Annotated in this window: 20 protein-coding genes; 6 read left to right on the top strand and 14 right to left on the bottom strand. The window is 43.4% G+C overall.

Annotation, left to right across the window (positions count from 1 at the left end):
* Positions 1 to 18 precede the first annotated feature (18 nt).
* The 10 genes from QJS82_RS01755 to QJS82_RS01710 all read right to left on the bottom strand — a co-directional run bounded on the left by QJS82_RS01755 (position 19) and on the right by QJS82_RS01710 (position 11,850).
* Complete coding sequence (locus QJS82_RS01755) at positions 19 to 1,854, bottom strand: ATP-binding protein (protein ID WP_281491026.1); 1,836 nt, start codon at positions 1,852 to 1,854, stop codon at positions 19 to 21.
* 21 nt (positions 1,855 to 1,875) lie between these two features.
* The gene (locus QJS82_RS01750) at positions 1,876 to 2,682 is read right to left on the bottom strand and encodes a tRNA threonylcarbamoyladenosine dehydratase (RefSeq protein WP_281491652.1); all 807 of its coding nucleotides are present in this window, start codon (positions 2,680 to 2,682) and stop codon (positions 1,876 to 1,878) included.
* A 207-nt stretch (positions 2,683 to 2,889) separates the two neighbouring features.
* Positions 2,890 to 3,879, bottom strand: a complete 990-nt coding sequence (locus tag QJS82_RS01745) for a TatD family hydrolase (RefSeq protein WP_281491025.1) — start codon at positions 3,877 to 3,879, stop codon at positions 2,890 to 2,892.
* A 90-nt stretch (positions 3,880 to 3,969) separates the two neighbouring features.
* On the bottom strand, positions 3,970 to 4,176 hold the full coding sequence (locus QJS82_RS01740; RefSeq protein ID WP_281491024.1) for a hypothetical protein: 207 nt from the start codon (positions 4,174 to 4,176) through the stop codon (positions 3,970 to 3,972).
* A gap of 369 nt (positions 4,177 to 4,545) precedes the next feature.
* A complete protein-coding gene (gene gspD / locus QJS82_RS01735) occupies positions 4,546 to 6,816 on the bottom strand; it encodes a type II secretion system secretin GspD (RefSeq protein WP_281491023.1) in 2,271 nt (756 codons plus the stop codon).
* A 238-nt stretch (positions 6,817 to 7,054) separates the two neighbouring features.
* On the bottom strand, positions 7,055 to 7,975 hold the full coding sequence (locus QJS82_RS01730) for a type II secretion system protein N (RefSeq protein WP_281491022.1): 921 nt from the start codon (positions 7,973 to 7,975) through the stop codon (positions 7,055 to 7,057).
* Positions 7,976 to 8,827, bottom strand: coding sequence for a type II secretion system protein N (gspN, locus tag QJS82_RS01725; RefSeq protein WP_281491021.1), 852 nt, complete (start codon positions 8,825 to 8,827; stop codon positions 7,976 to 7,978).
* A 207-nt stretch (positions 8,828 to 9,034) separates the two neighbouring features.
* Complete coding sequence (locus QJS82_RS01720) at positions 9,035 to 9,361, bottom strand: H-NS histone family protein (RefSeq protein ID WP_227670477.1); 327 nt, start codon at positions 9,359 to 9,361, stop codon at positions 9,035 to 9,037.
* A 319-nt stretch (positions 9,362 to 9,680) separates the two neighbouring features.
* Complete coding sequence (gene ssb / locus QJS82_RS01715) at positions 9,681 to 10,379, bottom strand: single-stranded DNA-binding protein (protein ID WP_281491020.1); 699 nt, start codon at positions 10,377 to 10,379, stop codon at positions 9,681 to 9,683.
* Between the two features lie 106 nt (positions 10,380 to 10,485).
* The gene (locus QJS82_RS01710) at positions 10,486 to 11,850 is read right to left on the bottom strand and encodes an MFS transporter (RefSeq protein ID WP_281491019.1); all 1,365 of its coding nucleotides are present in this window, start codon (positions 11,848 to 11,850) and stop codon (positions 10,486 to 10,488) included.
* 622 nt (positions 11,851 to 12,472) lie between these two features.
* Between QJS82_RS01710 and uvrA the strand changes: the two genes are divergently transcribed.
* Together uvrA and QJS82_RS01700 are read left to right on the top strand one after the other, a co-directional pair.
* Positions 12,473 to 15,379, top strand: coding sequence for an excinuclease ABC subunit UvrA (uvrA, locus tag QJS82_RS01705; protein WP_281491018.1), 2,907 nt, complete (start codon positions 12,473 to 12,475; stop codon positions 15,377 to 15,379).
* 141 nt (positions 15,380 to 15,520) lie between these two features.
* On the top strand, positions 15,521 to 17,683 hold the full coding sequence (locus QJS82_RS01700; RefSeq protein WP_281491017.1) for a prepilin peptidase: 2,163 nt from the start codon (positions 15,521 to 15,523) through the stop codon (positions 17,681 to 17,683).
* A gap of 234 nt (positions 17,684 to 17,917) precedes the next feature.
* Here the strand turns inward: QJS82_RS01700 and QJS82_RS01695 are convergent, their stop codons facing one another.
* The gene (locus QJS82_RS01695; protein ID WP_020444135.1) at positions 17,918 to 18,199 is read right to left on the bottom strand and encodes a DUF503 domain-containing protein; all 282 of its coding nucleotides are present in this window, start codon (positions 18,197 to 18,199) and stop codon (positions 17,918 to 17,920) included.
* Between the two features lie 163 nt (positions 18,200 to 18,362).
* On the opposite strand from QJS82_RS01695, the gene QJS82_RS01690 reads away from it, so the two are divergent.
* The 3 genes from QJS82_RS01690 (at position 18,363) to gorA (ending at position 21,190) form a co-directional block, all read left to right on the top strand.
* Positions 18,363 to 19,172 carry a threonine/serine exporter family protein gene (locus QJS82_RS01690; protein WP_281491016.1) on the top strand — a complete coding sequence of 270 codons (810 nt, stop codon included), beginning with the start codon at positions 18,363 to 18,365 and terminating at the stop codon, positions 19,170 to 19,172.
* Between the two features lies 1 nt (position 19,173).
* A complete protein-coding gene (locus tag QJS82_RS01685; protein WP_281491015.1) occupies positions 19,174 to 19,626 on the top strand; it encodes a threonine/serine exporter family protein in 453 nt (150 codons plus the stop codon).
* A 208-nt stretch (positions 19,627 to 19,834) separates the two neighbouring features.
* Positions 19,835 to 21,190, top strand: a complete 1,356-nt coding sequence (gene gorA, locus QJS82_RS01680; protein ID WP_281491014.1) for a glutathione-disulfide reductase — start codon at positions 19,835 to 19,837, stop codon at positions 21,188 to 21,190.
* Between the two features lie 123 nt (positions 21,191 to 21,313).
* Here gorA and QJS82_RS01675 read toward each other — a convergent pair whose 3' ends face one another.
* Complete coding sequence (locus QJS82_RS01675) at positions 21,314 to 21,682, bottom strand: hypothetical protein (RefSeq protein ID WP_281491013.1); 369 nt, start codon at positions 21,680 to 21,682, stop codon at positions 21,314 to 21,316.
* Between the two features lie 204 nt (positions 21,683 to 21,886).
* Here QJS82_RS01675 and QJS82_RS01670 point away from each other — a divergent pair, with 204 nt between their 5' ends.
* Positions 21,887 to 22,099, top strand: coding sequence for a hypothetical protein (locus tag QJS82_RS01670; RefSeq protein WP_201563243.1), 213 nt, complete (start codon positions 21,887 to 21,889; stop codon positions 22,097 to 22,099).
* A 74-nt stretch (positions 22,100 to 22,173) separates the two neighbouring features.
* Here the strand turns inward: QJS82_RS01670 and QJS82_RS01665 are convergent, their stop codons facing one another.
* Together QJS82_RS01665 and QJS82_RS01660 are read right to left on the bottom strand one after the other, a co-directional pair.
* Positions 22,174 to 22,848, bottom strand: coding sequence for a GNAT family N-acetyltransferase (locus QJS82_RS01665; protein ID WP_281491012.1), 675 nt, complete (start codon positions 22,846 to 22,848; stop codon positions 22,174 to 22,176).
* Positions 22,849 to 22,955: 107 nt separating this feature from the next.
* Positions 22,956 to 24,584, bottom strand: a complete 1,629-nt coding sequence (locus QJS82_RS01660; protein ID WP_281491011.1) for an FAD-dependent oxidoreductase — start codon at positions 24,582 to 24,584, stop codon at positions 22,956 to 22,958.
* Between the last annotated feature and the right edge of the window lie 305 nt (positions 24,585 to 24,889).

Here is a 24,889-nt window from a genome sequence, read left to right as displayed (position 1 = left end):
GTGCCCTATCCTTAAACACTATTCTTCCATCGACTGTTTATGCATCAGCCAGTACTGCACTAGAGCATTAAGTTGCTCTTGTTTAAATGGTTTGGTGCAATAGTCCTGCATCCCCACATCAAGGTACTTTTTGCGCTCGCCATCCATCGCATTGGCGGTCAAGGCGATGATAGGTGGCAGTGCTTGTGGGTCATAAAGCTCATGCAGCTTAATGGTTGCCTGTACGCCATCCATAATGGGCATATGATGGTCCATCAAAATGACATCATAGAGCTCAGGATTTAAAGCAAAAATCTCAATCGCTTGTTGCCCATCCCCAACATGAGTGACGGTATGACCGCTATTATTAAGCGCTTTTTTGGCAATCATGGCATTAACGCTGTCATCTTCGACTAGCAAAATGTGCCCGACAAGCTCATGACTTGGCGCTGCCATCGTAAAGTCATTTTCGTCTTGCCATGTCTCGTAACGGGCCTCATCGATAGTCGGTAACGGCAGCAATACAGTAAAGGTTGTACCGATACCGACGGCGCTGTCCACTTCAATATAGCCGCCCATCAAGTCGACCAACGACTTACAAACAGACAAACCAAGTCCCGTACCGCCATACAGACGATGCGTATATTTATTGGCTTGGTCATAAGCATCAAATATCGCTTCCAATGATTCAGGTTTAATGCCGACACCCGTATCTGTGACCTCAATACAAAGCGTCATATCTTGATGATTGACCACACCACTATTATCGGTATCATAATGAGAAGCCTGTTCTTCCTGCTTTTCTAATACCTGACTTCCTAAATAATCGTCTTCATAACAGCCAGAGTTATAACCATCCTGTTTATCATCACAAGGATTGTTTTCCATGTGCTTAACGTCAATCGTCACTCGACCGCCTTCGCGGGTAAATTTGATGGCATTATTGACCAGATTAACCATGATTTGCTTAAGTCGTACGGGATCGCCTTTGACATACGGCGACAATGACTCGGTGTAATGGTAATCTAGAATCAAGCCGCGCTGACGGGCTTTGACCGCAAATAAGCTCACCACTTCATTACAAAGACTCGATAAGTTCATCGGAATAGAATCGATAGTCATCTTGCCCGATTCAACTTTTGATAAATCCAAAATACCGTTAATAATCGCCAGTAAATGCTCATTTGAGACTTTGATATTATCAATATACTCTTGCTGCTCAGCGCTCAGCTCGGTCTCGCTTAACATCTCAACCATACCGATAATACCATTCATCGGCGTGCGTATTTCATGGCTCATATTGGCCAAAAACTCAGACTTCATCTCATTGGCATGTTTGGCATGACGCTGCTGGTTTTGTAGCTGCAAGGCATCAGCAGCCATCATCGCAAACTGTGCCAATAGCTCGGCGTGCTTGTCCGTAAACTCATGATGCGGCCGTACATCCATCAAACATAAAGAGCCCAAACGGTATGTTTTACCGTCCTCATTCATGATAATGGGCGCGCCAGCATAAAAACGCAGATGCGGCGATTCGGTGACTAAAGGGTTTTGATTAAAGCGGCTGTCAGCTGCTAAATCAGGGACGACAAAAACCTCATCTGAGAGTACAGTATAATTGCAAATCGCCACTTCACGCGTTGTCGTACAAACTCCACCAAGCCCATGACCCGATTTTAAGTATTGGGTGTCTTCATCCATAAAAGTGATGGTGACTATCGGCATATTAAAGAACAGTTTGGCAAGCTCTGTTAAGCGTGCAAAAGCAGGTTCCTCATTATTATTCATTACCTGATATTTTTTGAGTCGATTGATACGCTCAGCGTCATCTGCTGCGATGGGATAATCGTTCTTTGGCAAGTTGGATGTAGACAAGATGGACTCCATTAATTCATATCAGACGCTTGACTTAACCGCTGCCTGCTTGAGCAATAATTGTAATGCCTCGCTGACCATCAGCATCGCCACTACCGAGGTGACGACTACCGCCGAGCCATAACCGCCGCAGTGTAAGCCACCTGTTTGACAGCTTTTATCGACGCGCGGTGGTTCTGTTGAATAGACACACTTAATACCGAATTTTTCTTTCAGCGCACTATTGATGCCTTTTTCGTGGCGCAGCTTATTACGCAGCTTGGCCAATAGCGGGTCTTGATAACTGTCGCGTAAATCACTTACCTTAATCTGGCTTGGGTCTATTTTACCGCCTGCCCCGCCCGCACAAACCAATTTTAACTTGTTAAAGCGACAATGTAATGAAATCGCAAGCTTGGCATTCATATCATCAACACAGTCTAAAATCACAATCGGATTTTTTTGCGCCGCCGCTTTCGCTTGCGCGCGATCAGGCAATAACTCAGCAACGTTCTCAGGGGTCAAAAAGTCATCTATCAAATGTAGCGTGACTTTTGGATTAATCTCACGGATACGGGTCGCCATCGCTGCAATCTTACTTTGCCCAAAGGTACTGTCTAACGCCGGCAGCTGGCGATTGACGTTAGAAGCCACCAACACATCTAAATCAATCAAAGTAATGGTGCCCACTGCTGTACGCGCCAATGCTTCTGCTGCCCAAGAGCCTACCCCACCGACGCCAATCACATAAACATGCGCTGCGGCAAAGATATCGACTGCCGATGCGCCATAGAGAGTGTGCGTACCTTTAAAACGGCGCTCGTATTGCTCAGCGGCATCGATAGCCATATCTGCGCTTGCAGAAGCAAGTTGCTGTTCATGATGATGTTCATTAGTAGCAATGATATCTAGATTAGCTAAAGTAGCTGTTTGGGTTGTCGTTTCCTGCAATTGCGCCTCTTCAGTCATAACAAGTTAAAGCTCTTTTAAAAGGTGATCTATTATTCAATTATTTATTACTAAACTGTCTATTATTAAACAGTTTTTTTATCATTATCAGGCTGGATAAAGCCAATCAGTCTGCAAAGCGTTGCAACTGTTGTGCCACAATTGCTCAGCAAGAATCGCTGGCGGCACATCGAGTAGCTCACTTAAACTCAATAATACCCATGGCAAATTGGCAGGAACATTTCTATTATGAGCGGGCGCATTGCCCCATTCATTATCTGGGCTTTGCCCGAGCGCCGACTGACTATTGCCCGACTCTTGACACATGATAGGCGTCATATCTGGACAGTCCGTCTCAATCACCAAGCACTTAATCCCATCACTAGCGACAGCTGCTTGAATAGCGCGGCGTAGCTTTTTGGCATTTGGATTGGTCACTTGACCGGTTACCCCAAGCTTAAAGCCCAGTTTTACAAATGCTTTCGCCTCTTGCTCGCCACCACTAAAACTATGGGCGATACCGCCAAGCTCATGAGCATCATAGTCATGCGCTTTTAATAATGCCAATGCTTCAGCGTGCGCTTTACGAATATGCAGCATCACGGGTAACTTATGGCGCACAGCCATATCAAGCTGAGCATTAAAAAAATACTGTTGTTTTGCGAACATCTCAGGCTGTTTCATCTCATCAGTAAAAGTATCGAAACCAATCTCACCAATGGCCAAAGGACGCTTTTTATCCAGCATCTGCGCCATACTTTCTAGATGCGCCTCGGTATGCTGCTCAATATAAAAAGGATGTAAACCTAGGGCAATATGCGCCTTTAAATGTGGCTGTTGCGGCGCATCTGCTTGACCTGCAATAGACGATGGATACCGCTCATTGATTAAGCGTTCAGTATCATACAAGCGCTGAAAATGACGCTGCAAATATCCTACCAACACCAGATGGCGTATCCCTTGCTGATACGCTTGCTGTATCTGCTCGTCTCTATCAATATCAAATACCGGTGCATCAAAATGAGTATGGGTATCAATTAAAGGAAGAATAGCAGGTAATTCTGTATTAGCGTTAAATGATGCGCCAATGACCGTCATCAATAAACTCCAAATTTCTTAATGGTTAAAGCAATTTATTTCAATAGCATTTTTTATCGGCAATAAAGCCATTATTATTAATCACAGCTTCTATTTTAGCGCTGATTCATCTTCTTTAGTGAATTTATTAGCAACTTTATTATTCACTTCATTTTCAGCGTTAGCCACTAGTTTGCTATCTGCTTTTAGACTACTACGGCGCGGGAGAAGCAATAGCGCTAAGCCAACTGCCCCTAAACGCAACCACTTCTTTTTACGATTATTGCTATTACTACTACTGTTAAGATTGCGCATCATTTTCACCGAAGTATTTTTACAAAGGTACTTTCACCAAGGCACTTTAACCAAAGTACTTTCACCAAGACCTATTGTACATTGGTTAAGTCGCTGTTTATGCATATTGGATTTATTCAAATATGTCACAATCAAAAGAAAGGCTATGAAAAATTGCTAATGAAAGCAATAGGTTATTATCCTAGGTTGCATTATACGCGCATCATAGAGGCGCTATGTATATCTGTGTTATGAATACGCAAACTAATGTACGGCGTCACTATCGTGCCGTACATTTAAGTATGCTTGTTATTGAGTATGAGCTTAGGAGTTGAAGCTATTGGGGCTATTGAGGCTTAGGCCAGTATCTGACAACTTATCTATTATGAGCGTTTAGCGCTTTAACGGATAAGTTGTGATACCGCTGCCGCTTGGGCTATCTACTTTGGTAAAGCCTTGAGAAGTCGTTTTTGGCGTTTGGTCACGTTTAGGCACCAGTGGGTTAAGTGGCATCAATTCATAGTCGGCACTGATATTACCATTCCAACCTTCTGTACCACTAAGCGGTAACTGTTTAATCGTGCCGTTTTTATCGATAACCAGTTGCAGGACGCGCATCTGATTGTATTTACGCTCGGTCACACTGGCTACAGCCCCGCCATCGCGTAAGATAGTCGGCTGTAAAAATATGATTAAGTTACTTTTTTGGTTACTGTCGTTATCAGAGCGGAACAGTCGACCAAACAAGGGCATATTACCCAAGCCGGGCACTTTTTGTTGGCGCGTGGTGGTGTTATCGCGCATCAAACCACCTAAGGCGATGGTTTGCTGATCGTCGGCTAAAATCGTGGTATTAATTAGGCTTTTATTGGTAATAAGACCGCTGGCATTGCCGGCGCTGCCCGGTACAACTGAGGAAACTTCTTGCGAAACTTCCAAACGTACGGTGCCATTATCACCAATATGAGGAATGACGTTTAGGTTGATACCGATATCTTGCCGGTCAATGGTCTGGAAGGGGTTGGTCGAAGAATCACTGCCTGTGGTATAAGAGCCGGTGACAAAAGGCACGTTTTGACCAACTAAAATGCTCGCCTTTTCATTATCCAAGGTCAGAATCGAGGGCATCGACAGTAAATTGGCACTGGTCGATGAATCAAGTGCCTGTAAGATTGCCCCATAAAACTGAGTATTGCCTTGGCTGTCTTTCTTACTATCACCGATTCCAATCAAAGCCCCAGCAATCGAGCCTGCTGCAGCACTGATACCTGCTCCACCCGATAAGGCTGCTGCAGCAAGCGAAACCGCACTCGCGCCAACGTTATTAAAGTTGACGACGCCATAACCACTATTGGCATTACCGAGCGCCCATTGCACGCCAAGTTGGGTAGCATCATCGCCTGACACTTCGACAATTGCCGCTTGAATCAAGACCTGAGCACGGCGGCTATCAAGCTGATTGACGGCGTCTTCAATCTCAAACATCAGCTCTGGCGCGGCATTAACGATGACAGCATTTTGGGTTTCATCAGCGATAATACTAAAAGGTCGACCACCAATACCAGTACTTGTGCCACCCGAGCTGCTAGTCGATAAAGCGGCCGCACCGCTATTGCCACTAGTATTGTTGCTAGCACCATTACCCACACTTGCATTAGCGCCGCTATTGAGTGTTGAGCCAGTACCACTGGCACCGTTTAAAGAAGCAGATTCTAAGGTTGACGTCGCACCAGAGCTATTAATAGATTGACTGGCAAGTAAGCCGCGCAGCATCTCTGCAATATGACCGGCGCTAGCATACTTTAAGCGAAAGACCCGTAGCCCACTCAAACGTCTCGTGGGCGTAGTATCAAGCTGATTGACCATTTCTTGTACTTTGGCAATCATCTCAGGACTGCCTTTGACCAATAATCTATCGCTAGACGTATCAGCAATGACTTTTAGCTGATTATTACCAACTTGAGCCTGCCCGCTACCCGCGCTTGCGACCAAGGCGCTAATCAGCTCCATCATACGTTCGGCATCGACATGACGTAGCGGTATCACTTGCAAACTGTCATTAACGTTGCTGTCTAAATCACGGATAAGCGCCGTCAACTGATTAAGACTATCAGCGCGATCAGATAACACCAAAGCATTAACGCCCGGCACTGCTGCTGCGTGAGCTGACTGCGGCATCAGCGGTCGAATCACGCCGAGCACTTCTGCTGCTTGGGTATTAGTCAAATAAATCACCCGCGTCGCTAGCGCTTCACCGACGCTATTACCCTGTAAATCTACCGCAACGCCAGATTGTTTGGCGACGTTATCAGGCACCAGCTTAATCGTCGTACCCGAGTCGATAGCGGCAATACCATTGACCTGCATGACACTTAAGAACAGCTGATAAATCTCGTCACGCGACAATGCTTTGTTAGAAATAACCGTGACATTACCATTGATACGCGGATCAAGGACAAAGTTTTGATCGGTAATGGTCGCCACTTCATTAATAAAAGCTTTGATATCGGCATCTTGTAGATTGACCTTCCAGCTTTCTGCACTCACTAGCCCCGTACTCGCTGCCCATAGCGGAATAGCTAGGCACAGCGGACGACACAGACGCATCAAACGCTGCAAAATATGGTGTAAAGGCGTGACCGAGAAATTTTGAGAACTGACCATATTGATAATTACCTACAGTGATGTCACGGATATACTAAGTTTCATAAGTGCTAAGTTTCGTGTTCTAAGTTTCGTGTGCTAAATTTCTTGTGTTAAATACAATCTGTGCTGAATGTAATATGAACTGAATGTAATATGAACTGAAACTGAATTGGATAGCTAATTAATGTTCTTTAGCGACTTGCCAACCACATGAGCAAGCAAGTCTGTATCTAAAAAATCAGCACTAAATTCTAAGCTAGAACTGCTGGCGAATGGTAATCACTTGATCGCCACGCTGTACTTCTATTTGTGCTTCACCGGCTTGCTTTACTTGCTGTAAGACGTTGGCATCTTGCCCAGGATTACTGCCAACGCTTTGACCATTAACGGTCAGTACCTTATCACCAGGTTCCAGCCCTAACCGATTACGCAATTTAGCCGGCATAGCGGCTGTGACCTGATAGCTCCCACCTGACGCCATGACGCCCATTCGACTTAAATAACTGGCGGGATTGGATTGTAATTCGGTAACGGCTTCATCAATTGCTGACTTTGGCTCGCCCTCGCTGCTTGCTTCCCCAGCTGGCGCCGTATCAGGATTAACTTGGTCTGGTGATGATAGGTTAGGCGAATTAGGCAACATAGTGTTATCTGGCAAACGCTGATTGCTCACCGCACCCGCCAGCATAGCACTTTGATCAAGTGGCATAGCTTCTGCCATTCTGATGACAGTTTCTTTATCATAAGCATCAGCGATAATGACTTCATTCCAATCGACGGCAACCAGCGTATAGTCACTGTCTTTTAAAGTGTCACCGATACGGTAATTTTTCACTTCACCATTGACATCCAATAGGGCCGAAGACAGACTCTCCGGTATCGCAATAAGTACGCCCTTTAGCCCAATATTAGGCGGCGGTTGTACTGCGGCAGCAATAGGATCAGGGTCAGCAAAGATGGCAAACAAACCACTATAGTCGGCATTTGAGTTCGCTGTATTCTGTAAAGGCGCAAGCGGTAACGCGGGCGCTAAGGGAGCAGCTAGTAGCAGCCACAGTAACCGCGCTGCTGTCCAACACAACCAAATAATGGCCAATAATAACAACCACGCTGAAAAGCGATTGAGCGTATTGATAATAGGTTTTATTCGGCTAGAGATATCGGTAGCATTCATCATCTAGCGCGCCCCCAAGCCATTGAGCAGCGGCTGCCGCACACTAACCACAGGCGTATCTTGCGGTGCTTGTCCTTTATATTCTGGCATATTTTCTAGTAGACGCTGGGTTAAGCTGACATCCAACATATTATCGCCATCGATATACAGATCGCCCAAGCGCTTAGCTTGATTGTTTACAAGATTGATATGCAGCAGATTTTTATTGTTCTTTTGCTCGGCACTGAGCTCAGCACGCAGCGCTGGCATGGTGATATAAAAAACCTTACCGCCGCTAGGGTAGCCTACTTCACCGCCAACCCAAGTCAGCTGACCACTCGCCTCACTAAAGCCGGCCGCCTTGGTAGCTGAGCCACTATTATTTGAACCATTAGCTGAATTACTTGCTGCGGTATTTGCGGCAGACTGACGTTTTAAAGAAACGTTATTGACCTGAATCGGCGCATTAGGTAACTGCCAATCGACCACACTCGCCAAAGTTTCAGGGGCGATTTTACCGCTCATGTTTTGAATTTGCCATGAGCTGGTACCTACTTTAACCTGACCATTTAAACGGGTTTGCTCTGAGCTGATATCAACTTCAGCCCCTAGTTTGCCTAATAATAAATGCCACGGCTGCCACGACCATTCAGCGGCGCCTGTAAGCGGTGTTGCTGACACGGGCAGCTGCCAAATCGCTGAGCCTTGCCATAAGTTGCCCGACACATGTTGCACATACGGCGTGTCTGGGGCGTATTTTTCAAGTAGCCATGCCGCTGGCATTTGCAAGACGGCAAATAGCGCAAATAGGATAAAGCCAAATAGCCACCAGAGCTTGCGGGGACGCTTGTAAGACGATGTGGATACTTGAGGCACAGTTACCTAACTCTTATATAAGACAAAAACGTCATTATCATAGCAAACAATGGCATACAGATGACAGAAAAAAAGCCAGTATCTTTGCACCAAAATACTGGCGCTAAAGATACTGGCTTTTATCTATCCACTTGCTTATTAAGCAATCATTATCAATGACGCATGAAAGCAAAATAAAATCAGAGAATCATAAAGGCGTTTAACTGATTAAATAGCAAAATCTTCCAATTTACGACCTGCGGCTAGGGCGTCTACCAACCAAGTTGGTTTGCGACCACGACCGGTCCAGGTTTCTTCATTATTAGTGGTATTGCGATACTTAATGCTGCGTTTTTTCTCAAGTTTCTCGCCCGCTTGTAAAATCTCTTCAATGCTCGCTTCACTTTCTTCAGCAATTTTTTCAAACTGCATATAAGCATCATATAAACGCTGGTGTTGTTTTTGGGCAATAAGTTGCTGGGCATTTTCGGTAATGGCACGTAGCTCATCAACGTTGAGGTTATTTAAATCAATCACGTTATTTTTGCTCATCATAATCTCCACTTTTATATCAAGGTTATAAATCAAATAGCATGATTGCTAATGACTTATGAATAATAAAAATCGTAAGTAGCAGTAATATAAACAAAAATATAATCCATCACAAGTATTGATTGGTATTCAATGATAAAGGGCTACGCATAAATACCATTAAAGCAAAAACGGTTTTAAACGTTAGTTGGTTTTATAGTAGTATTTATAATGTTGTTTATATTTTTAATCATCAACATTCACAAAAGCCAATAGCATAAAAAAAGAGCCTGTATACACAGGCTCTTCATTTTTTAATCAACATTCTTTATTCATGTATAAATTAAAAAGGAATATCATCATCTACAGGGCCATCAGGCATCGCTGTCGGCTTCGACTGTGCTGGTGCTTGAGCGGGCTTATTAAATTGATTCTGCGCTGGCGCATTTTGATTGTTAAAGCTGTTTTGATTGCTGTTTTGGTTATTGCCTTGTGACATACCTTGAGAAGCTGGAGCGCCGCCTTGGTTATAGCCACTTTGCTGGTTATTGGCTGGTTGACCATAATTATTTTGGTTAGCTTGACCCTGATTCTGATTTGAGCTTTGACCGCCTTGATTGCTATAGCCGCCGCCCTGATTACCGTAACCACCCTGACTTTGGCCTGAGCTTTGACCACCAAAACCACCAGCGTCACCACTACCACCGGTCGCGCCGTCAAGCATTTGCATTTGCTCAGCACGAATCTCAGTGATATAACGGTCTTGGCCATTGGGATCTTGATATTTACGCGTACGCAAGCTGCCTTCGATATAGACCTTGCTGCCTTTACGAAGATACTGTGCCGCGATTTCACCTAAACGATTAAACAATGAAATGCGGTGCCATTCCGTTGCTTCTCTTTTCTCACCGCTTTGCTTGTCAGTCCACTGCTCTGAGGTCGCAACCGAGATATTGGTCACGCTACCGCCGTTACTGAATTGACGTGCCTCGGGGTCTGCTCCAAGGTTACCGATGATGATAACTTTATTAACTCCGCGCATAATGTTGTCCTTTTATTGACAAATTGTTTTATGAATATTTTAATAACTATTAAATGAAACTGATTAATAATATCAGTAATATGAATTTACTTTAACCAATTTTTGTTTAAATATCTAGGGGGCTTTGCGCCAGATGCGACAGCTCTTGTCGCGAAGAATCGGTCAGCTGGGTTTTGTCTAATTTTAAATAAGCGACCTGCTCTTTTGCCATCACGACCAACTCATCAACGCCTTCTACCGCCAGCATTTGCCGTGACCAATCTTGAATATTAATATCTTTAGGAATGGTAACGGTGGTACTTGATAAATAAGGCGGCTGTGCAATCGGGATAATCAGCAGTAACGCCGCGGCCATAATGGCGGCCAATATGCCCCACGCCAATAGATTGGGCTGGGTCAGTAATAAACCGCCCATTGCCCCGCCGACAAAAGCACCGAAAAACTGACTTGATGAATTCAGTCCCATTGCCGTCGCTTTATTGGCGACGGGCGCACGTTTCGATATCCATGATGGAATCGTCGCTTCGAGTAAGTTAAAGCCCATAAAATACAGCAATAAGCCTAATATAATACCCACGCCGACCTGACCACCAATGGCCAATAACGCTAGGGCAGCGGTCATAAGCGCAATCGCGCCCAAAAATACTTGGCGCATCTTACGTTTCTTTTCAGCGATGATAATAAAAGGTATCGCCACGGCAAAGCCAATAAATAATAACGGCAAATAAACCAAACCCTGCTGACGTACCGACAATCCTAGTACGTCATTGAGCTGATGCGGCAAGATAACAAAGATGGCGGTCATCGTTAAATGTAGGGCAAAAATACCAATATGCAAACGGTTTAAATCGCCAATCTTTAGCACTGTCGCTAACTGCTGACCAATCGATTTATTATCAAGGTTGTGCTTGAGTACCCGTAGTGGTGTCGGCACGAACAATAACAATAACATCGCCAAAACAGCGAAACCTGCGGTCAACCAAAATAACCCTGATATACCAAGCGAGCCGACCAATAAAGGACCAAAAGCAAACGCCAGCATAATGGAAGTAGCAATGGTCAAACCCATGGTTGCCATTGCTTTGGTGCGCATCTCTTCGCGCGTAACGTCTGCTAACAGCGCCATCAATACCGCCGAAACTGCGCCACTACCTGCCAGCGCTCGACCGATAATAACCTCGTAAATATCTGTGGCATTGGCGGCGATGATACCGCCAAGTGCAAATAATATCAGACCCAAAAAGATAATCGGCTTACGCGGAAACTTATCAGCGGCAAGGCTCATCGGTATCTGAAAAACAGCCTGCCCTAGCCCATAAATACCGACCGCCAAGCCAATCAGAAACGGTGTCGCATGCGCATAATTATCACCATACACAGAAAATACTGGCACAATCATAAACAAGCCAATCATCCGCAAGGCAAATATACCACCGACCCCGAGGATTGCCCGTTTTTCTACGCTATTCATACTTGCCTCACTGGTTCATCATTGCTGTTTAATCACTGCAGCTCTGCTTGTATTATTACGACGCTTCAAGGCTTTAGCCTACAAATTAAGCCCCCTAGTATAAGACATTCGCCGTCTGGATGCCGAAACTTTTATCTAGCTGCCGCAGCCACAGTAGTAGCACCTACTCACGCTTTTTATAGAGCCTATAATTAGAGCCGATAATTTTGTTACCAAGTGCATCTAATAGGTCATTACACCTTGAATAATCCCGCTATCATGACAATAAAGTAAGACGTTGAGAACGTTGTGCTCTGAAAAATGGTCTGAAAAAACTTTATGACAAATCTTTTTATAAAACGACGTTATTCTGCCAAATCTATAACAAACCACTCATATTAGTGACCCTTTATTTAGATTACCTTTATCCATTTCAAGTATTAAAGGTATTGTACAAGAGATAACCATTACTATGGCTTTATGAAAACCACATAATGAAAACTACATACTTTTATAAAGCCATATTAATTTGAATAGCATTTTTAAAATTATCTACGCTTTCAATGAATCATTTAACTCATATTAATTGACCCTTTTAAATTTTTTAAAAATACCATTTTAGCAAATAGGAAACCTATCACCGATGGCACACGAGTATATTAAGGTTCGCGGCGCACGCACTCATAATCTAAAAAATATCGATTTAGACATTCCACGCGATAAATTTGTGGTAATTACCGGTTTATCAGGTTCTGGTAAATCTTCATTGGCCTTTGATACGCTTTATGCTGAAGGGCAACGCCGTTATGTTGAAAGTCTTTCGGCTTATGCGCGTCAGTTCCTCTCGCAAATGGAAAAGCCCGATGTCGATAGTATCGAAGGCTTATCACCGGCGATTGCTATCGAGCAAAAATCAACCAACCATAACCCGCGCTCTACTGTTGGTACGATTACCGAAATTTATGACTATCTGCGCCTGCTCTATGCGCGTATCGGTACGCCGTTTTGCCCTGAGCATGGCGAGCCAATGGTCGCGCAGTCGGTGACTGAAATGGTCGATCAAGTCATGGCGCTGCCCGATGATACCAAGATCATGATACTTGCGCCGGTTATTCGTGAGCGTAAAGGCGAGCATACCGTGTTGCTTGAGCAATTAATTGGTCAAGGATTTGTACGTGTGCGCGTCGATGGCGATGTCTACGATACTGACGAGCTACCAACGCTCGATAAAAAGAAAAAGCATACCATCGAAGTCGTCGTTGACCGCTTTAAAGTCCGCGATGATTTAGGTAACCGCGTCGCTGAAAGCTTGGAAACTGCCCTACGCTTAGGTCAAGGTCTGGTCACGCTGCACTTTATGGATGGCAATCCAAAAGAAGGCGGTGATGCTAACCAAGTGATGTCTGCTAAGCACTCTTGCCCTGTCTGTGATCGTGCAGTCTCTGAGCTTGAACCGCGTATGTTTAGTTTTAACAATCCTTATGGTGCCTGCCCAAGCTGTGATGGTCTCGGTAAACGTCAGTATTTCTCTGCCGAAAAGCTGATTACCCATCATGAAAAATCGCTCAACCAAGGGGCGATTAATGGTTGGGATAAGCGCCATGCGTATTACTTCGGTTTACTATCTACCGTCTGCAATCATTTCAAAATCGATATGGACGCACCGTGGCAAGAGCTACCAAAAGCGCAGCAAGATATCATCATGCAGGGCTCAGGTAAAGAGAAGCTTACCTTTAACTTTACTGATGAGCGCGGTCGCAAGACCAATAAGACTGTGCCATTTGAAGGCGTGCTGCCTTATTTAGAGCGCCGTTATGCCAAAACCCAAAGCAATCTTGTCCGTGACGAGCTAGCGAAATACTTAGCCGATACCACTTGTAACGTCTGTGATGGTGCGCGTCTCAATGAGATTTCACGCAACGTGCGCGTTGATGATCAAACCATCGCCCAAATCGTTAAGCTGTCTATCGGTGATGCGGCTGACTATTATAAAACGCTAAAAATTGGCGGTCATAAAGGCGAAGTCGCAGAAAAAATCTTTAAAGAGATTAATGAGCGTCTAAACTTCCTCGTCAGTGTCGGGCTTGACTATCTATCGCTAGCCCGCTCTGCTGAAACACTATCGGGCGGTGAAGCGCAGCGTATTCGTCTTGCCAGCCAAATTGGCGCAGGTCTGATGGGTGTGATGTATGTCCTCGATGAGCCATCAATTGGTCTGCATCAGCGCGATAATGATCGCTTGCTGAAAACTTTAACGCGCTTGCGTGATTTGGGCAATACTGTGCTGGTCGTTGAACATGATGAAGATGCCATTCGCCAAGCGGATCACGTTATCGATATCGGTGTTGGCGCCGGCGTACATGGCGGTCATATCATCGCCCAGGGTACGGTCGATGACATCATGGCCAATAAAGAATCGCTGACTGGACAATATATGTCTGGTAAGAAAAAAATCGAGATTCCAAGCATTCGTCATAAAGCCAAAACGATTGATATGGAAGTCAAAGGTAAAGCCAAACCGAAACAAGTACCGATGACTATTGAGCTCAAAGGCGCATCCGGTAATAACTTGCACGATGTAGATTTGACCTTGCCAATCGGTATCATGACTTGTATCACGGGTGTTTCGGGTTCTGGTAAATCTACCCTCATCAACCGTACTTTGATGCCATTAGCCGCAACGCAATTAAATAATGCCTCAACGCTCATCGCCGATAAGCATGACAGCATCACTGGTCTTGAGCATTTGGACAAAATGGTAGATATCGATCAAAGCCCGATTGGTCGTACGCCGCGCTCAAACCCAGCAACGTATACTGGTGTATTTACGCCCGTACGTGAGATGTTTGCACAAACGCAAGAAGCGCGTGCCCGTGGTTATAAAGCCGGTCGCTTTAGCTTTAACGTCAAAGGCGGACGCTGTGAGATGTGCCAAGGCGACGGTCTTATCAAAGTTGAGATGCATTTCTTACCTGATATGTATGTGCCGTGTGATACCTGTGAAGGCAAGCGCTATAACCGCGAGACCTTAGAGATTCACTATAAAGGTAAAAATATCGCCGACGTGCTCGATATGACCGTTGAAGATGCGACTGAGTTCTTCTCAGCCATTCCAGCGATTTATCGCCGACTACAAGCCTTGATGGATGTTGGTCTGAGTTATATCCGTCTGGGTCAGTCTGCACCGACGCTATCAGGTGGTGAAGCGCAGCGTGTTAAATTGGCGCGTGAGCTTGCCAAGCGTGATACCGGACAGACACTCTATATCTTAGATGAGCCAACCACTGGTTTGCATTTCCATGATATCGATAAGCTGCTCAATATCTTGCATACTCTACGCGATAAAGGTAATACCATCGTGGTCATCGAGCACAATCTTGACGTCATTAAAACCGCGGATTGGGTAATTGACCTTGGCCCTGAAGGTGGTAAAGGCGGCGGACTGATTATCGCGGAAGGTACGCCTGAGGAAGTCGCAGAAGTGAAAGGCTCGTATACTGGTGAGTTCTTGAAGCCAATGCTTAAGCAGGCTATGAAAGAAATAAGTTAGTAGAAATTAGTTAATTGTTAAGAAAAGGCTGCTCTTTAGGGAGTGGCCTTTTTTGTTGTGTGTGGTTCAAAAAAATCGTGCCTTTAGGTCATTTATATATGTTAAGTTTAATCAATATTTAAGCAAATTAAAGGAATAATAATGTTTGATAGAAAAAGACACAGAAGCGAAGCAGAAGTTTTTAGCGATCTAGAATCATTATGTCATTCTGATGGATATTTACATACTATTGCATACTTTTGTTTTAGAGATAATACTGTACGACATGGCGAAGAAATACAGAAGGAAGACTTTCTAGAACAGTATGGTACAGATAGATTATTACGCATTGAGATATCCACATTAATCGGTTTAGCATGTACAGTTAAGTTAAATGCAAACTTATTAACTTCTGCTAAAATGCAGGAGAATATAGAGACAACAGAAGCCTTGCTTTTAGAACTTCATCACTCAATGATGCCTGATATTTCAGATATGTTTAAGTTAGACGCCAATAATCGACCAGATAAAAGTTACAACCCCCTTAATAAAGGAAATTTCTTAAGAGAGCCTATATTTTATGGAGGCGAATCAGCCTATCACTTCCAATATAGAGATTTATCGAAGTTAAAGTACAAAAACGATGAAGATTGGATAATAAAAAACAAAGGCTATTCGCTAAATGAGTTATTCATTGTTATTGAATCTATTGGTTCTTTACAACTTAAAAAGGTTAATAATATATTATTTAAGGTTTTGCAAAAACATCCTAACGAATGGACCGCTTTAGATGCGTATACTTTCTCAATAGATGAGATAGAAACCGAGTTATCTATACCCTTATCTAAACCTTTAATAAAAAAGGTAATTGAGTCTTTTGTATCGATTGATAATTATGAATTTAAAAGGCTTGATGATTTCAACCAAAAAAATGCTTTTCCGATAATAAAGCTAGATGAGAGTAGATACCTTCTTTTTCAAAACTATAGTTTATTGGAAGCATTATATGAGTCTCCTTTCTTTTGGTTCTGGGATGATAAATCTTACCGTAGTACCGCAATGACGAATCGAGGCAACTTTACAGAAGATTTTTCCGTAAGTAGGCTAAAAAGTGTTTTTGGAAATAATAGAGTTTTTCAAGGTGTCAACATTCTTGAAAAAAAAGGCGTAATTGCTGGAGAAATAGATGTTTTAGTGTTATTTGCAAACAGAGCTATTGTTCTGCAAGCTAAATCTAAGAAACTTACTCTAGAATCTAGAAAAGGGAATGACTTAGCTATAAAAAACGACTTTAAGAAAGCTGTTCAAGATGCGTATGACCAAGCCTATTTATGCTCTGAACTCTTAGTAAGTAAAAGTTATAAGCTTGAAGATAAAGATGGTCACAGCATAGATATTTCAAATATCGAATTTCAAGAAGTATATCCAGTATGCATTGTATCAGACCACTACCCTGCTTTATTTTTTCAAGCTAAGCAATTCTTAAAATCTAGAAAAACTGACATCATTAAAGCTCCTTTTATTATGGATGTTTTCTTTCTAGATGTTTTTGCTGAAATGCTCAATACGCCATTATATTTTCTGAGTTATTTGAATAGAAGAACAAACTATTCAGACAGCGTTATGGCTACGCATGAAATGACCATTCTTGCATACCATCTAATACATAATTTATGGGTTGATGGTATAGATTACATGCATATAGGAGACGATTTTAATGCTGAATTAGATATGTCAATGTTAACTAGAAGAGATGGTCTGAACTCTATACAGACTCCAAAAGGAATACTTACAAAATATCAGGGTACTATAGTTGGAAAATATCTCTCTGATGTTGAAAGAATGAATAATCCAAGTACAGTAGACTTTGGATTCTTACTACTAACAATCAATGAGCAATCAATTCAACAGATCAATGAAGTTGTTGAATTAATTTGCAGTAAAAGCTTAGTAGATGGTAAAAACCATGATTTTACAATTGGATTTGAACACGGCAATGGTGAAGGTTTAACAATTCATTGCAACTACAATGACTATAATATTGCTAAAGAAAAATTAGAAGATCATGCTAGAAGAAGAAAATATTATACAAAGTCTAAAAAATGGCATGCTATCTGTATTGACCCTGATACAAAAAATATTAGATTTGGTATGAAGCTCGACTTCCCATGGGAGTATTCGCAAGAGATGGAGCAAGCCACTTCCCACATGGCAAAACCTCTATCAACTTTCAATCCTAAAACGAGAATTATGCCAAAAAAAACAGGGAGAAACAAAAAGTGCTCTTGCGGTAGTGGGAAAAAACATAAGAAGTGTTGTTTGTAACTTTCCAGCTTTTGATTAAAATCATAATAGACTCTCTTTATATAACAGTTACCCCAAAACAAAGTTTAGCCCCGATTGTAGCGGTTATCCTTGGTTGAACACTAGCTTGCGGGGACTTAGCTAGGAGCGGTATCGAGACAGTAGGAATGCTACTGGCTAGTAGTCACTGCTCTAGTGGGCGACCAAGATATGAGTGGAAAGCGGGATTGGCTCTCAGTAATAAAAGCGCTCTAACTAAATAAACTCTCTCTCAACATTCATCACCCGCGCATCTACCGTACGTTCTAGCTTTTCCTCAATTTGACTGCATTGCGACTCGACCTCACGTTTAGACAGTCCAACGATCACAAACGTCCACTCGCTGGCATCATGCCGATCACGCTCACCGCTTTCACAGACCGCGACGCTTGGCGTATTACCAAAACGTGCATGCAAGCCGCCCATGCGTTGGCGTTTTTCTTTTAACGAGCTACAGCCGGGTAGCGCAAAAGTCAGGGTTAAGATAGCGATATGCATTTTATTCTCCTTGCGACAGTGGTTTACGCTTTATAATAGTAGCAAATAAGCACGGCAAGTTATGCTATCGTTACCTTGCTGTCTCGATAGCCTATAACCGCTCACACTGTTTATAGTTATACCATTCACAAATATCACAATAGCCAACATGCGTATCTAATCAATGACCTCTATCAGCTACGTACAGCAACAGCACATTACTCGATTATGCGTGCGCTGCGGATTACTCCTTATGCAATATGGCGCTGAGTCTGCCGTGGTGGTGGACTTATCCAAACGCTTAGGATTCGCCTTAGGCATGAGCAGCGTAGAATGTTCGCTGAATTTTAATGCCATTACCTTGACCACTATCTGTGATGAGCGCTGTATTACCACCACCAGAGACACGATCAATCAAAGCATCAATGTCAATTTATTGGTACAAATCCAGCAAATCGTCAATAAAACCGAAGCCCTCACAGATAATGATAATGACAAACTGAAGCCTGAGCTGACTGAACGCACTACCCTTGCCTTTGATGAGTTAGATAATAAGTCGGTGTATCCAACATGGTTGGTTGGCATATTTGTTGGGGCGTCTTGTGCTGCGTTTGCTTATCTTAATGGAGGCAGTTGGTCGATTACCGCCGTGACCTTTATCGCAGGTATGGTAGCGATGTTTACCCGTATTTATTTGGCCAAGCACCATTTTAATCCCTTTATCACGGTCATTGTGACGGCTTTTATCGCCTCTTTAATTGGGGCAACGACCTATTATTTTGATATTGGTAATAATGCCGATATCGCCGTTGCCTCGAGCGTGCTCTTACTAGTACCCAGCTTTCCTTTGATCAATTCTTTCTCAGACATCTTGAAAGGCTATGTCAATATTGGCGTTGGGCGTGCTGTTTTTACCTATATGTTGACCTTGTCCGCTTGCGTTGGTATCGTCATGGCGCTGGTTTTACTTAGAATACAGCACTGGGGGTTTTAAGATGTGGTTCATTAAAACCGTAGTGTTGTCGTGCATCATTACCCTTGGTTGGACGCTGATGTTTAGCGTGCCCAAACGCTATATTTTGCCGTGTTTGCTGATGACCGCGTTTGGATTTGGGCTAAAAACCGCGCTTGCTTATCAGCACATCCATCTGGTGGTTGCCAGCTTTTTTGGGGCGATGCTTGCCAGCTTTTTGGGTGTCTACTTTTCTAAAAAATATACGCTACCGCCCAAAGCGTTAATTTCACCGAGCGTCATCTGTATGATGCCAGGTATCGCTGCTTATAAGGCGATGGTCAGTATGGTGCAGATTGGTTATTTTGGCTTTTCCGACGAGTTATTTAGCCAAATGATGGTGTATTTGTTTGAGGCCTTGTTTGTGACTTCAGGATTGGTGCTAGGCTTATCCATTCCCGGACTGCTATTTTATAGGCGGCGCGCCATAGTCTAGGCGGGTTTAGATGGGCTTAGATATCAAGCTATTTTCGCCTAAATGCTTTTATATTCTGAGACTAGCTGGCATATCCTTATAAGCAAAACCTTGTAAGATTAATAATGATACCCATTACAATAGAGTTCAAAATAACAGCATTAAAAAATAATAGACTGCAAAATTGCACCAATACGCATTAATACGTACTGAATAAAGAGACTTAACCATGACAAAACATTATGACTATATTTCCATTGGCGGCGGTAGCGGCGGCATTGCCTCGATCAATCGCGCAGCGAGCTATGGCAAAAAATGCGCCATTATCGAAGCCGACAAATTGGGCGGCACTTGCGTAAACTGGGGCTGCGTACCCAAAAAGGTGATGTGGTACGGCGCGCAAGTGGCTGAAGCCATCGAAAAGTATGCGCCAGATTATGGCTTTGATGTTGAATTAAAAGGCTTTGACTTTCAAAAGCTGGTACAAAGTCGCCAACAATATATCGAAAATATTCACCGCTCTTATGATAATAATTTGGCGAAAAATGGCGTTGAGGTGATAAAAGGCTTCGCCAAATTTGTCGATACCAATACGGTAGAGGTCAATGGCGAACTTATTACCGCTGACCATATTTTGATTGCGACGGGCGGTCACCCGATTCAACCCGATATCAAAGGCGCAGAATACGGCATCAATTCTGATGGTTTTTTTGCTTTGAATCATCTGCCAAAACGCGTGGCTATCGTCGGCGCAGGATATATCGCCGTTGAAATTGCAGGGGTAATGAATAGCTTAGGCGCTGAGGTACATCTTTATGTGCGTCAACACTCGCCGCTGCGCTCATTTGACCACACTATCGTGGAAACCTTACTGATAGAGATGGAGCAAGACGGCATTCAATTGCACACTAATACGACGCTAACTGAGGTCAATAAAAATGAAGATGGTAGTCTGACCTTATGCACCAAAGATGGTACCCTCGATACGGTAGATTGCTTGATTTGGGCCGTTGGTCGTGCGCCCTCCACCGACAATATCAATTTGCAAGTGACAGGGGTAGAGACGACCGAGTTTGGCAAAATTAAAGTCGATAAGTTTCAAAACACCAATATCAAAGGGATTTATGCGGTCGGCGATATTATCGAAAACAGCATTGATTTGACGCCGGTGGCTATTGCCGCAGGTCGTCGCCTATCTGAGCGCTTATTTAATGATAAGACTAATGAGCATCTAAGTTATGATTTGATACCGACGGTCATCTTTACTCACCCTGCTATCGGTACGATTGGCTTGTCTGAAATCGACGCGGTTGAGCAATATGGTAAGGATAATATTAAGTGCTATAAATCGACCTTTACCTCTATGTATAGTGCGGTGACCCAGCACCGTCAAAAATGCGTGATGAAGCTGGTATGCTTGGGTGAGGATGAAAAAGTGATTGGCCTGCATGGCATCGGCTATGGCGTCGATGAGATGATTCAAGGGTTTGCGGTGGCGATAAAGATGGGCGCTACTAAGGCTGATTTTGATGATACGGTCGCCATTCATCCTACGGGTTCAGAAGAGTTTGTGACGATGCGTTAGTTTTTATAGACTGGGCGATATTAATCACAGTCTTAGAAATTATAAAAAGGATGCTTATTAGGCATCCTTTTTTATTGTCCATAATCAGTAGAAATGCTTATTTATTAAAAAACACCAAACCTTCTAATTACCCAACACCCATTCATCATTGACTTGATAAACTTTAAAACTGGTCTTATTGGTACGGCTATTCCCTGCAATCGTTTGGGTAATATCAGCGGTACACATATAGGTATTGTCACCCTCGACGCTGTCACAGTTGATATTCTCGACGCGCTCAAGTTTTGGCATCATGCCTTCCATCATACCGCTCATGGCTTTTGCCATCTCATCATTGCCTGCATTCGCCATTGCATCATCTATCATGCTATTGGCTTGCGCATACTGCGCTTCGATTAACTCTTCGACCGTGCTTTCAGGAGGCGCGTTTGAACACGCCGCAAATAGAGGCGTCAATAAAGCGATTAGAACCAATTTTTTAAAATTATTCATACCAGTCTCAATGTATCTGTAATGTTACTTCACTATACAGAATTATGTCTAAAAACCCAACTTAATTTTAGAAAGCCTACTTAACCTTATTATAAATAAATTTCGTAGGGAAATAAGATGAAAATATTAAAGTGCAGCTAATGCTTAATGCTGACAGTACAATCGCGATACTGCTATGATGCGCTTAATAATGACCGTTGCGAGATGCTTGTGTGGCAGATGTATGTTTCCATATTACCGATTGGTCTGGGCATTATGACCTTGGTCGCAAGCTTGATTTGCTTGTTTGCTTACTTGATGTCTGATGATAATGCCACGCGCTTGCCCGCTTTTAACTGGTTTAAGCGCTTAATTATCGTGGCATTTCTCCTGTTGAGTGTCGGGCTATTTATGACCTTTGGACGTTTTTGGGGTTGATTGCTGTGGGGTTAATTACTTTGGATTCAGTTGAAATGAGGTTAGCTGAATTGAGGTTAATAAGCCTAATTGGCTTATGATTGACTCACGAGCTTTTCTAACTCTAGTAATTGTAAGTCTTGACGTTTGGGTTCGCCATTATTGCCATCGACGGGAAACGGCATACTATTGCCATTTAATTGATAACCGCGGCGCTGATAATAAGCCAAAAGCTCAGGACGATGACTTAAAATAGACATGGTCAGACGCGCAGGGTTTTTATCAGGCGTTGGCGTACTTGATTGTAAGTGCCGCTGCGCAAACGTCTCAGCTGCCTGTAATATTTGATGACCGACGCCATGTCCTTGTAGCTCAGGCAGTACAGCAAACATACCGATATAGGCTTTTTTATTACCAGCGCTCTTACTTATCTCAGCCTCGTCCTTTATATCGACCGCGATACAGCCTAATAACTCACCTGTTTCTTTACCATCACGTTCACCTGTCGTGGTTTTTGGATAAATAAAAACGTAATGTTTGGGGTCAGCGATGACGGCTAACAGCTCGTCTTTGGTGGTGCGAATACCGCCGATTAAATCTGCTTCATTGGTCCAGCCTTCCGCTTGCCGATAACAGCGATTTAGCAATTGTTCAAGTGCATCAATATCACTTGCCTCAGCTTGGCGTAAAAATACGGTTTTTTTATTTAATGGTTTTTTATTAAAGGCTTCTTTATTCAGTGTTTCTTTATTGATATGGTCTGTACTCATAACATCGGTTTTCCTTTTCCGTTTATTTATTATAAAAGCTATCGTATAAAAGGCTGACCTGAATAACCAAGCCAGCCTTTATAGTAAACCTTATGACCGTCTAAATGCTAGCGCGATAACGCCTGTGCCTGCTCGATAATATCAAAGCCTGCCTTTATTTGGGCGCGCGTTGGCGCATGACCACGGCGGAGTAGCTCAGAGAAGGCAATCAGCTCTTTATCACGTCCGAGCGAACTTGCGGCACTGGCTCGCGTATCCTCCCCATCATCGTCAAAATAATATTCTATATAGTCAAGGTTATCAGGTGAGCCAAATAAAATGCCATTATCAGGCGTGGCCGCATGTCCGCTATAGCGTAGGCTTTTGCCATACTGCCCTGTCCAAAAGAAAGGAATACGCTCCGCTAACGAATCGACATTATCTTCATTTAAGATAGCAGCTGCTGTGACCAAACCATGTTGCAGAGCCACGCGCCAATGCTCGATACGCATGCGCCCCATTTGATTGGTGGCTTTGGCGATATCACCGAGTGCATAGACGCCGTCACGCAGTTGCAAATGCTCATCAACTTGCACACCATCTGGCGCGTTTACCTCATTTAATAGCTCAATACGCGGCGCGACACCCGTTCCTAAAATCACCATATCGGCGGCAAGCGTGCTGCCATCTGATAGGGTTACGCTACTGACTTTAGCGCTTTTATTGTCAGTACTGTTTTCGCCAGCATTGATTTCATTAACGCCCGCACCAAAGGCAAAGTTAACGCCTTTATCCTCATGCAGTTTGATTAAAGCATTACTAACGGCTTCAGAAACGATATTCGCCATCACACGGCGACTACGTCCAACGACAGTGATGGAGGCCGCCTTCCCTGCCTCCATTAACGCCGACGCTACTTCCATACCGATAAAGCCGGTGCCGACGATAACGACATGCTTATTATCACTGGCATTTTTAATTTCTTTGGCATCATCCATACTGCGTAACGTATAAACGCCATCAAGCTCAGCACCTTTAAAAGGTGGTATTTTTGGCTCAGCGCCTGTCGCTACCACTAAGAAGTCCGCCGTTTGTTGCTCGCTTTTACCATCTGCATCTGTGATGACAATCGTGCGCTCATTGGGTAATACCTCGCTCACCGTTTGGTTTAAGCGCAAATCGATATCATTGTTACGTGCCCAGTTAGCACCACCAAGCATTAAATATTTCTCATCCATTTTACCCGCCAAAAACATTTTGGATAATAAAGGACGATTATAAGGGGCTTTATCGTCTTCGCTAATTAAGGTAATCTTGCCGCCATAACCGGTATGGCGCAGCTGATTGGCCGTCATAAAGCCCGCGCCACCGCCGCCAACAATAATGGTATGGGTATCCGTCATTTTGTCATTGGCCACGCGCTTATCTATCTTCGCGGCGGTATTGACGATTAAGCTATCGCCCTCATCGGTCAGCTCATATTGGGTCAAGCCGCGCATAGCGACCGGCTCTAATAACGTGCCATCGCGACTATCAAAGCTGCCATGATGCCATGGGCAAATAACGCGATTGCCACACCGTAACCCATCGCCCAAATCTGCGCCAGCATGCGGACATTTACCATCAAAGGCGCTAAATTCGTCCTCATCACGCGTGATTAAAATGATACTATCGTCATCCTGTTTATAGGATTTCATGCCACCATTTGGAATGTCGGCTTTGCTAATGGTGACGGTATGAATCGTTGCATTGCTCATAAGTTATCCTTAACATTTAATATTGATCGTTATTGGTTCATGCTAAAAAATTCCTGCTGAAAACGTATTGATGTAGGCTGATTAAATTAATCAATACCGATAGAAATACGCAATTTAAAAAATCAGATACCTTGATAGTAGCAAGCCCATTTGACAGGCGCTGTTTATTTGTATGCTGCCTGCGTTGCAAAACGTAATTTTGACTTTTAAATCTTTAATGCCTTTTAAACCTTTAATACATATCTCGACCACTTTACGTTAAAACCTATAATCAAAAAAAAGATGCCTTTATGACTTCTCAAGAC

This window comes from Psychrobacter maritimus, assembly GCF_029953575.1.
In the GTDB taxonomy this organism is placed as follows: domain Bacteria; phylum Pseudomonadota; class Gammaproteobacteria; order Pseudomonadales; family Moraxellaceae; genus Psychrobacter; species Psychrobacter maritimus.
Note: the sequence above shows the minus strand (reverse complement) of the source record. Positions and strands in the feature narration are given on the sequence as shown.

Bases quoted from the DNA above. Each gene is read 5' to 3' on its own strand.
- QJS82_RS01750 (WP_281491652.1), bottom strand. From the start codon at position 2,682: ATGGCTATCGATGCCGCTGAGCAATACGAGCGCCGTTTTAAAGGTACG.
- QJS82_RS01745 (WP_281491025.1), bottom strand. From the start codon at position 3,879: ATGACGGTCATTGGCGCATCATTTAACGCTAATACAGAATTACCTGCT.
- QJS82_RS01740 (WP_281491024.1), bottom strand. From the start codon at position 4,176: ATGATGCGCAATCTTAACAGTAGTAGTAATAGCAATAATCGTAAAAAG.
- gspD (WP_281491023.1), bottom strand. From the start codon at position 6,816: ATGGTCAGTTCTCAAAATTTCTCGGTCACGCCTTTACACCATATTTTG.
- QJS82_RS01730 (WP_281491022.1), bottom strand. From the start codon at position 7,975: ATGATGAATGCTACCGATATCTCTAGCCGAATAAAACCTATTATCAAT.
- QJS82_RS01720 (WP_227670477.1), bottom strand. From the start codon at position 9,361: ATGATGAGCAAAAATAACGTGATTGATTTAAATAACCTCAACGTTGAT.
- ssb (WP_281491020.1), bottom strand. From the start codon at position 10,379: ATGCGCGGAGTTAATAAAGTTATCATCATCGGTAACCTTGGAGCAGAC.
- QJS82_RS01710 (WP_281491019.1), bottom strand. From the start codon at position 11,850: ATGAATAGCGTAGAAAAACGGGCAATCCTCGGGGTCGGTGGTATATTT.
- uvrA (WP_281491018.1), top strand. From the start codon at position 12,473: ATGGCACACGAGTATATTAAGGTTCGCGGCGCACGCACTCATAATCTA.
- QJS82_RS01700 (WP_281491017.1), top strand. From the start codon at position 15,521: ATGTTTGATAGAAAAAGACACAGAAGCGAAGCAGAAGTTTTTAGCGAT.
- QJS82_RS01695 (WP_020444135.1), bottom strand. From the start codon at position 18,199: ATGCATATCGCTATCTTAACCCTGACTTTTGCGCTACCCGGCTGTAGC.
- QJS82_RS01690 (WP_281491016.1), top strand. From the start codon at position 18,363: ATGACCTCTATCAGCTACGTACAGCAACAGCACATTACTCGATTATGC.
- QJS82_RS01685 (WP_281491015.1), top strand. From the start codon at position 19,174: ATGTGGTTCATTAAAACCGTAGTGTTGTCGTGCATCATTACCCTTGGT.
- gorA (WP_281491014.1), top strand. From the start codon at position 19,835: ATGACAAAACATTATGACTATATTTCCATTGGCGGCGGTAGCGGCGGC.
- QJS82_RS01675 (WP_281491013.1), bottom strand. From the start codon at position 21,682: ATGAATAATTTTAAAAAATTGGTTCTAATCGCTTTATTGACGCCTCTA.
- QJS82_RS01670 (WP_201563243.1), top strand. From the start codon at position 21,887: ATGCTTGTGTGGCAGATGTATGTTTCCATATTACCGATTGGTCTGGGC.
- QJS82_RS01665 (WP_281491012.1), bottom strand. From the start codon at position 22,848: ATGAGTACAGACCATATCAATAAAGAAACACTGAATAAAGAAGCCTTT.
- QJS82_RS01660 (WP_281491011.1), bottom strand. From the start codon at position 24,584: ATGAGCAATGCAACGATTCATACCGTCACCATTAGCAAAGCCGACATT.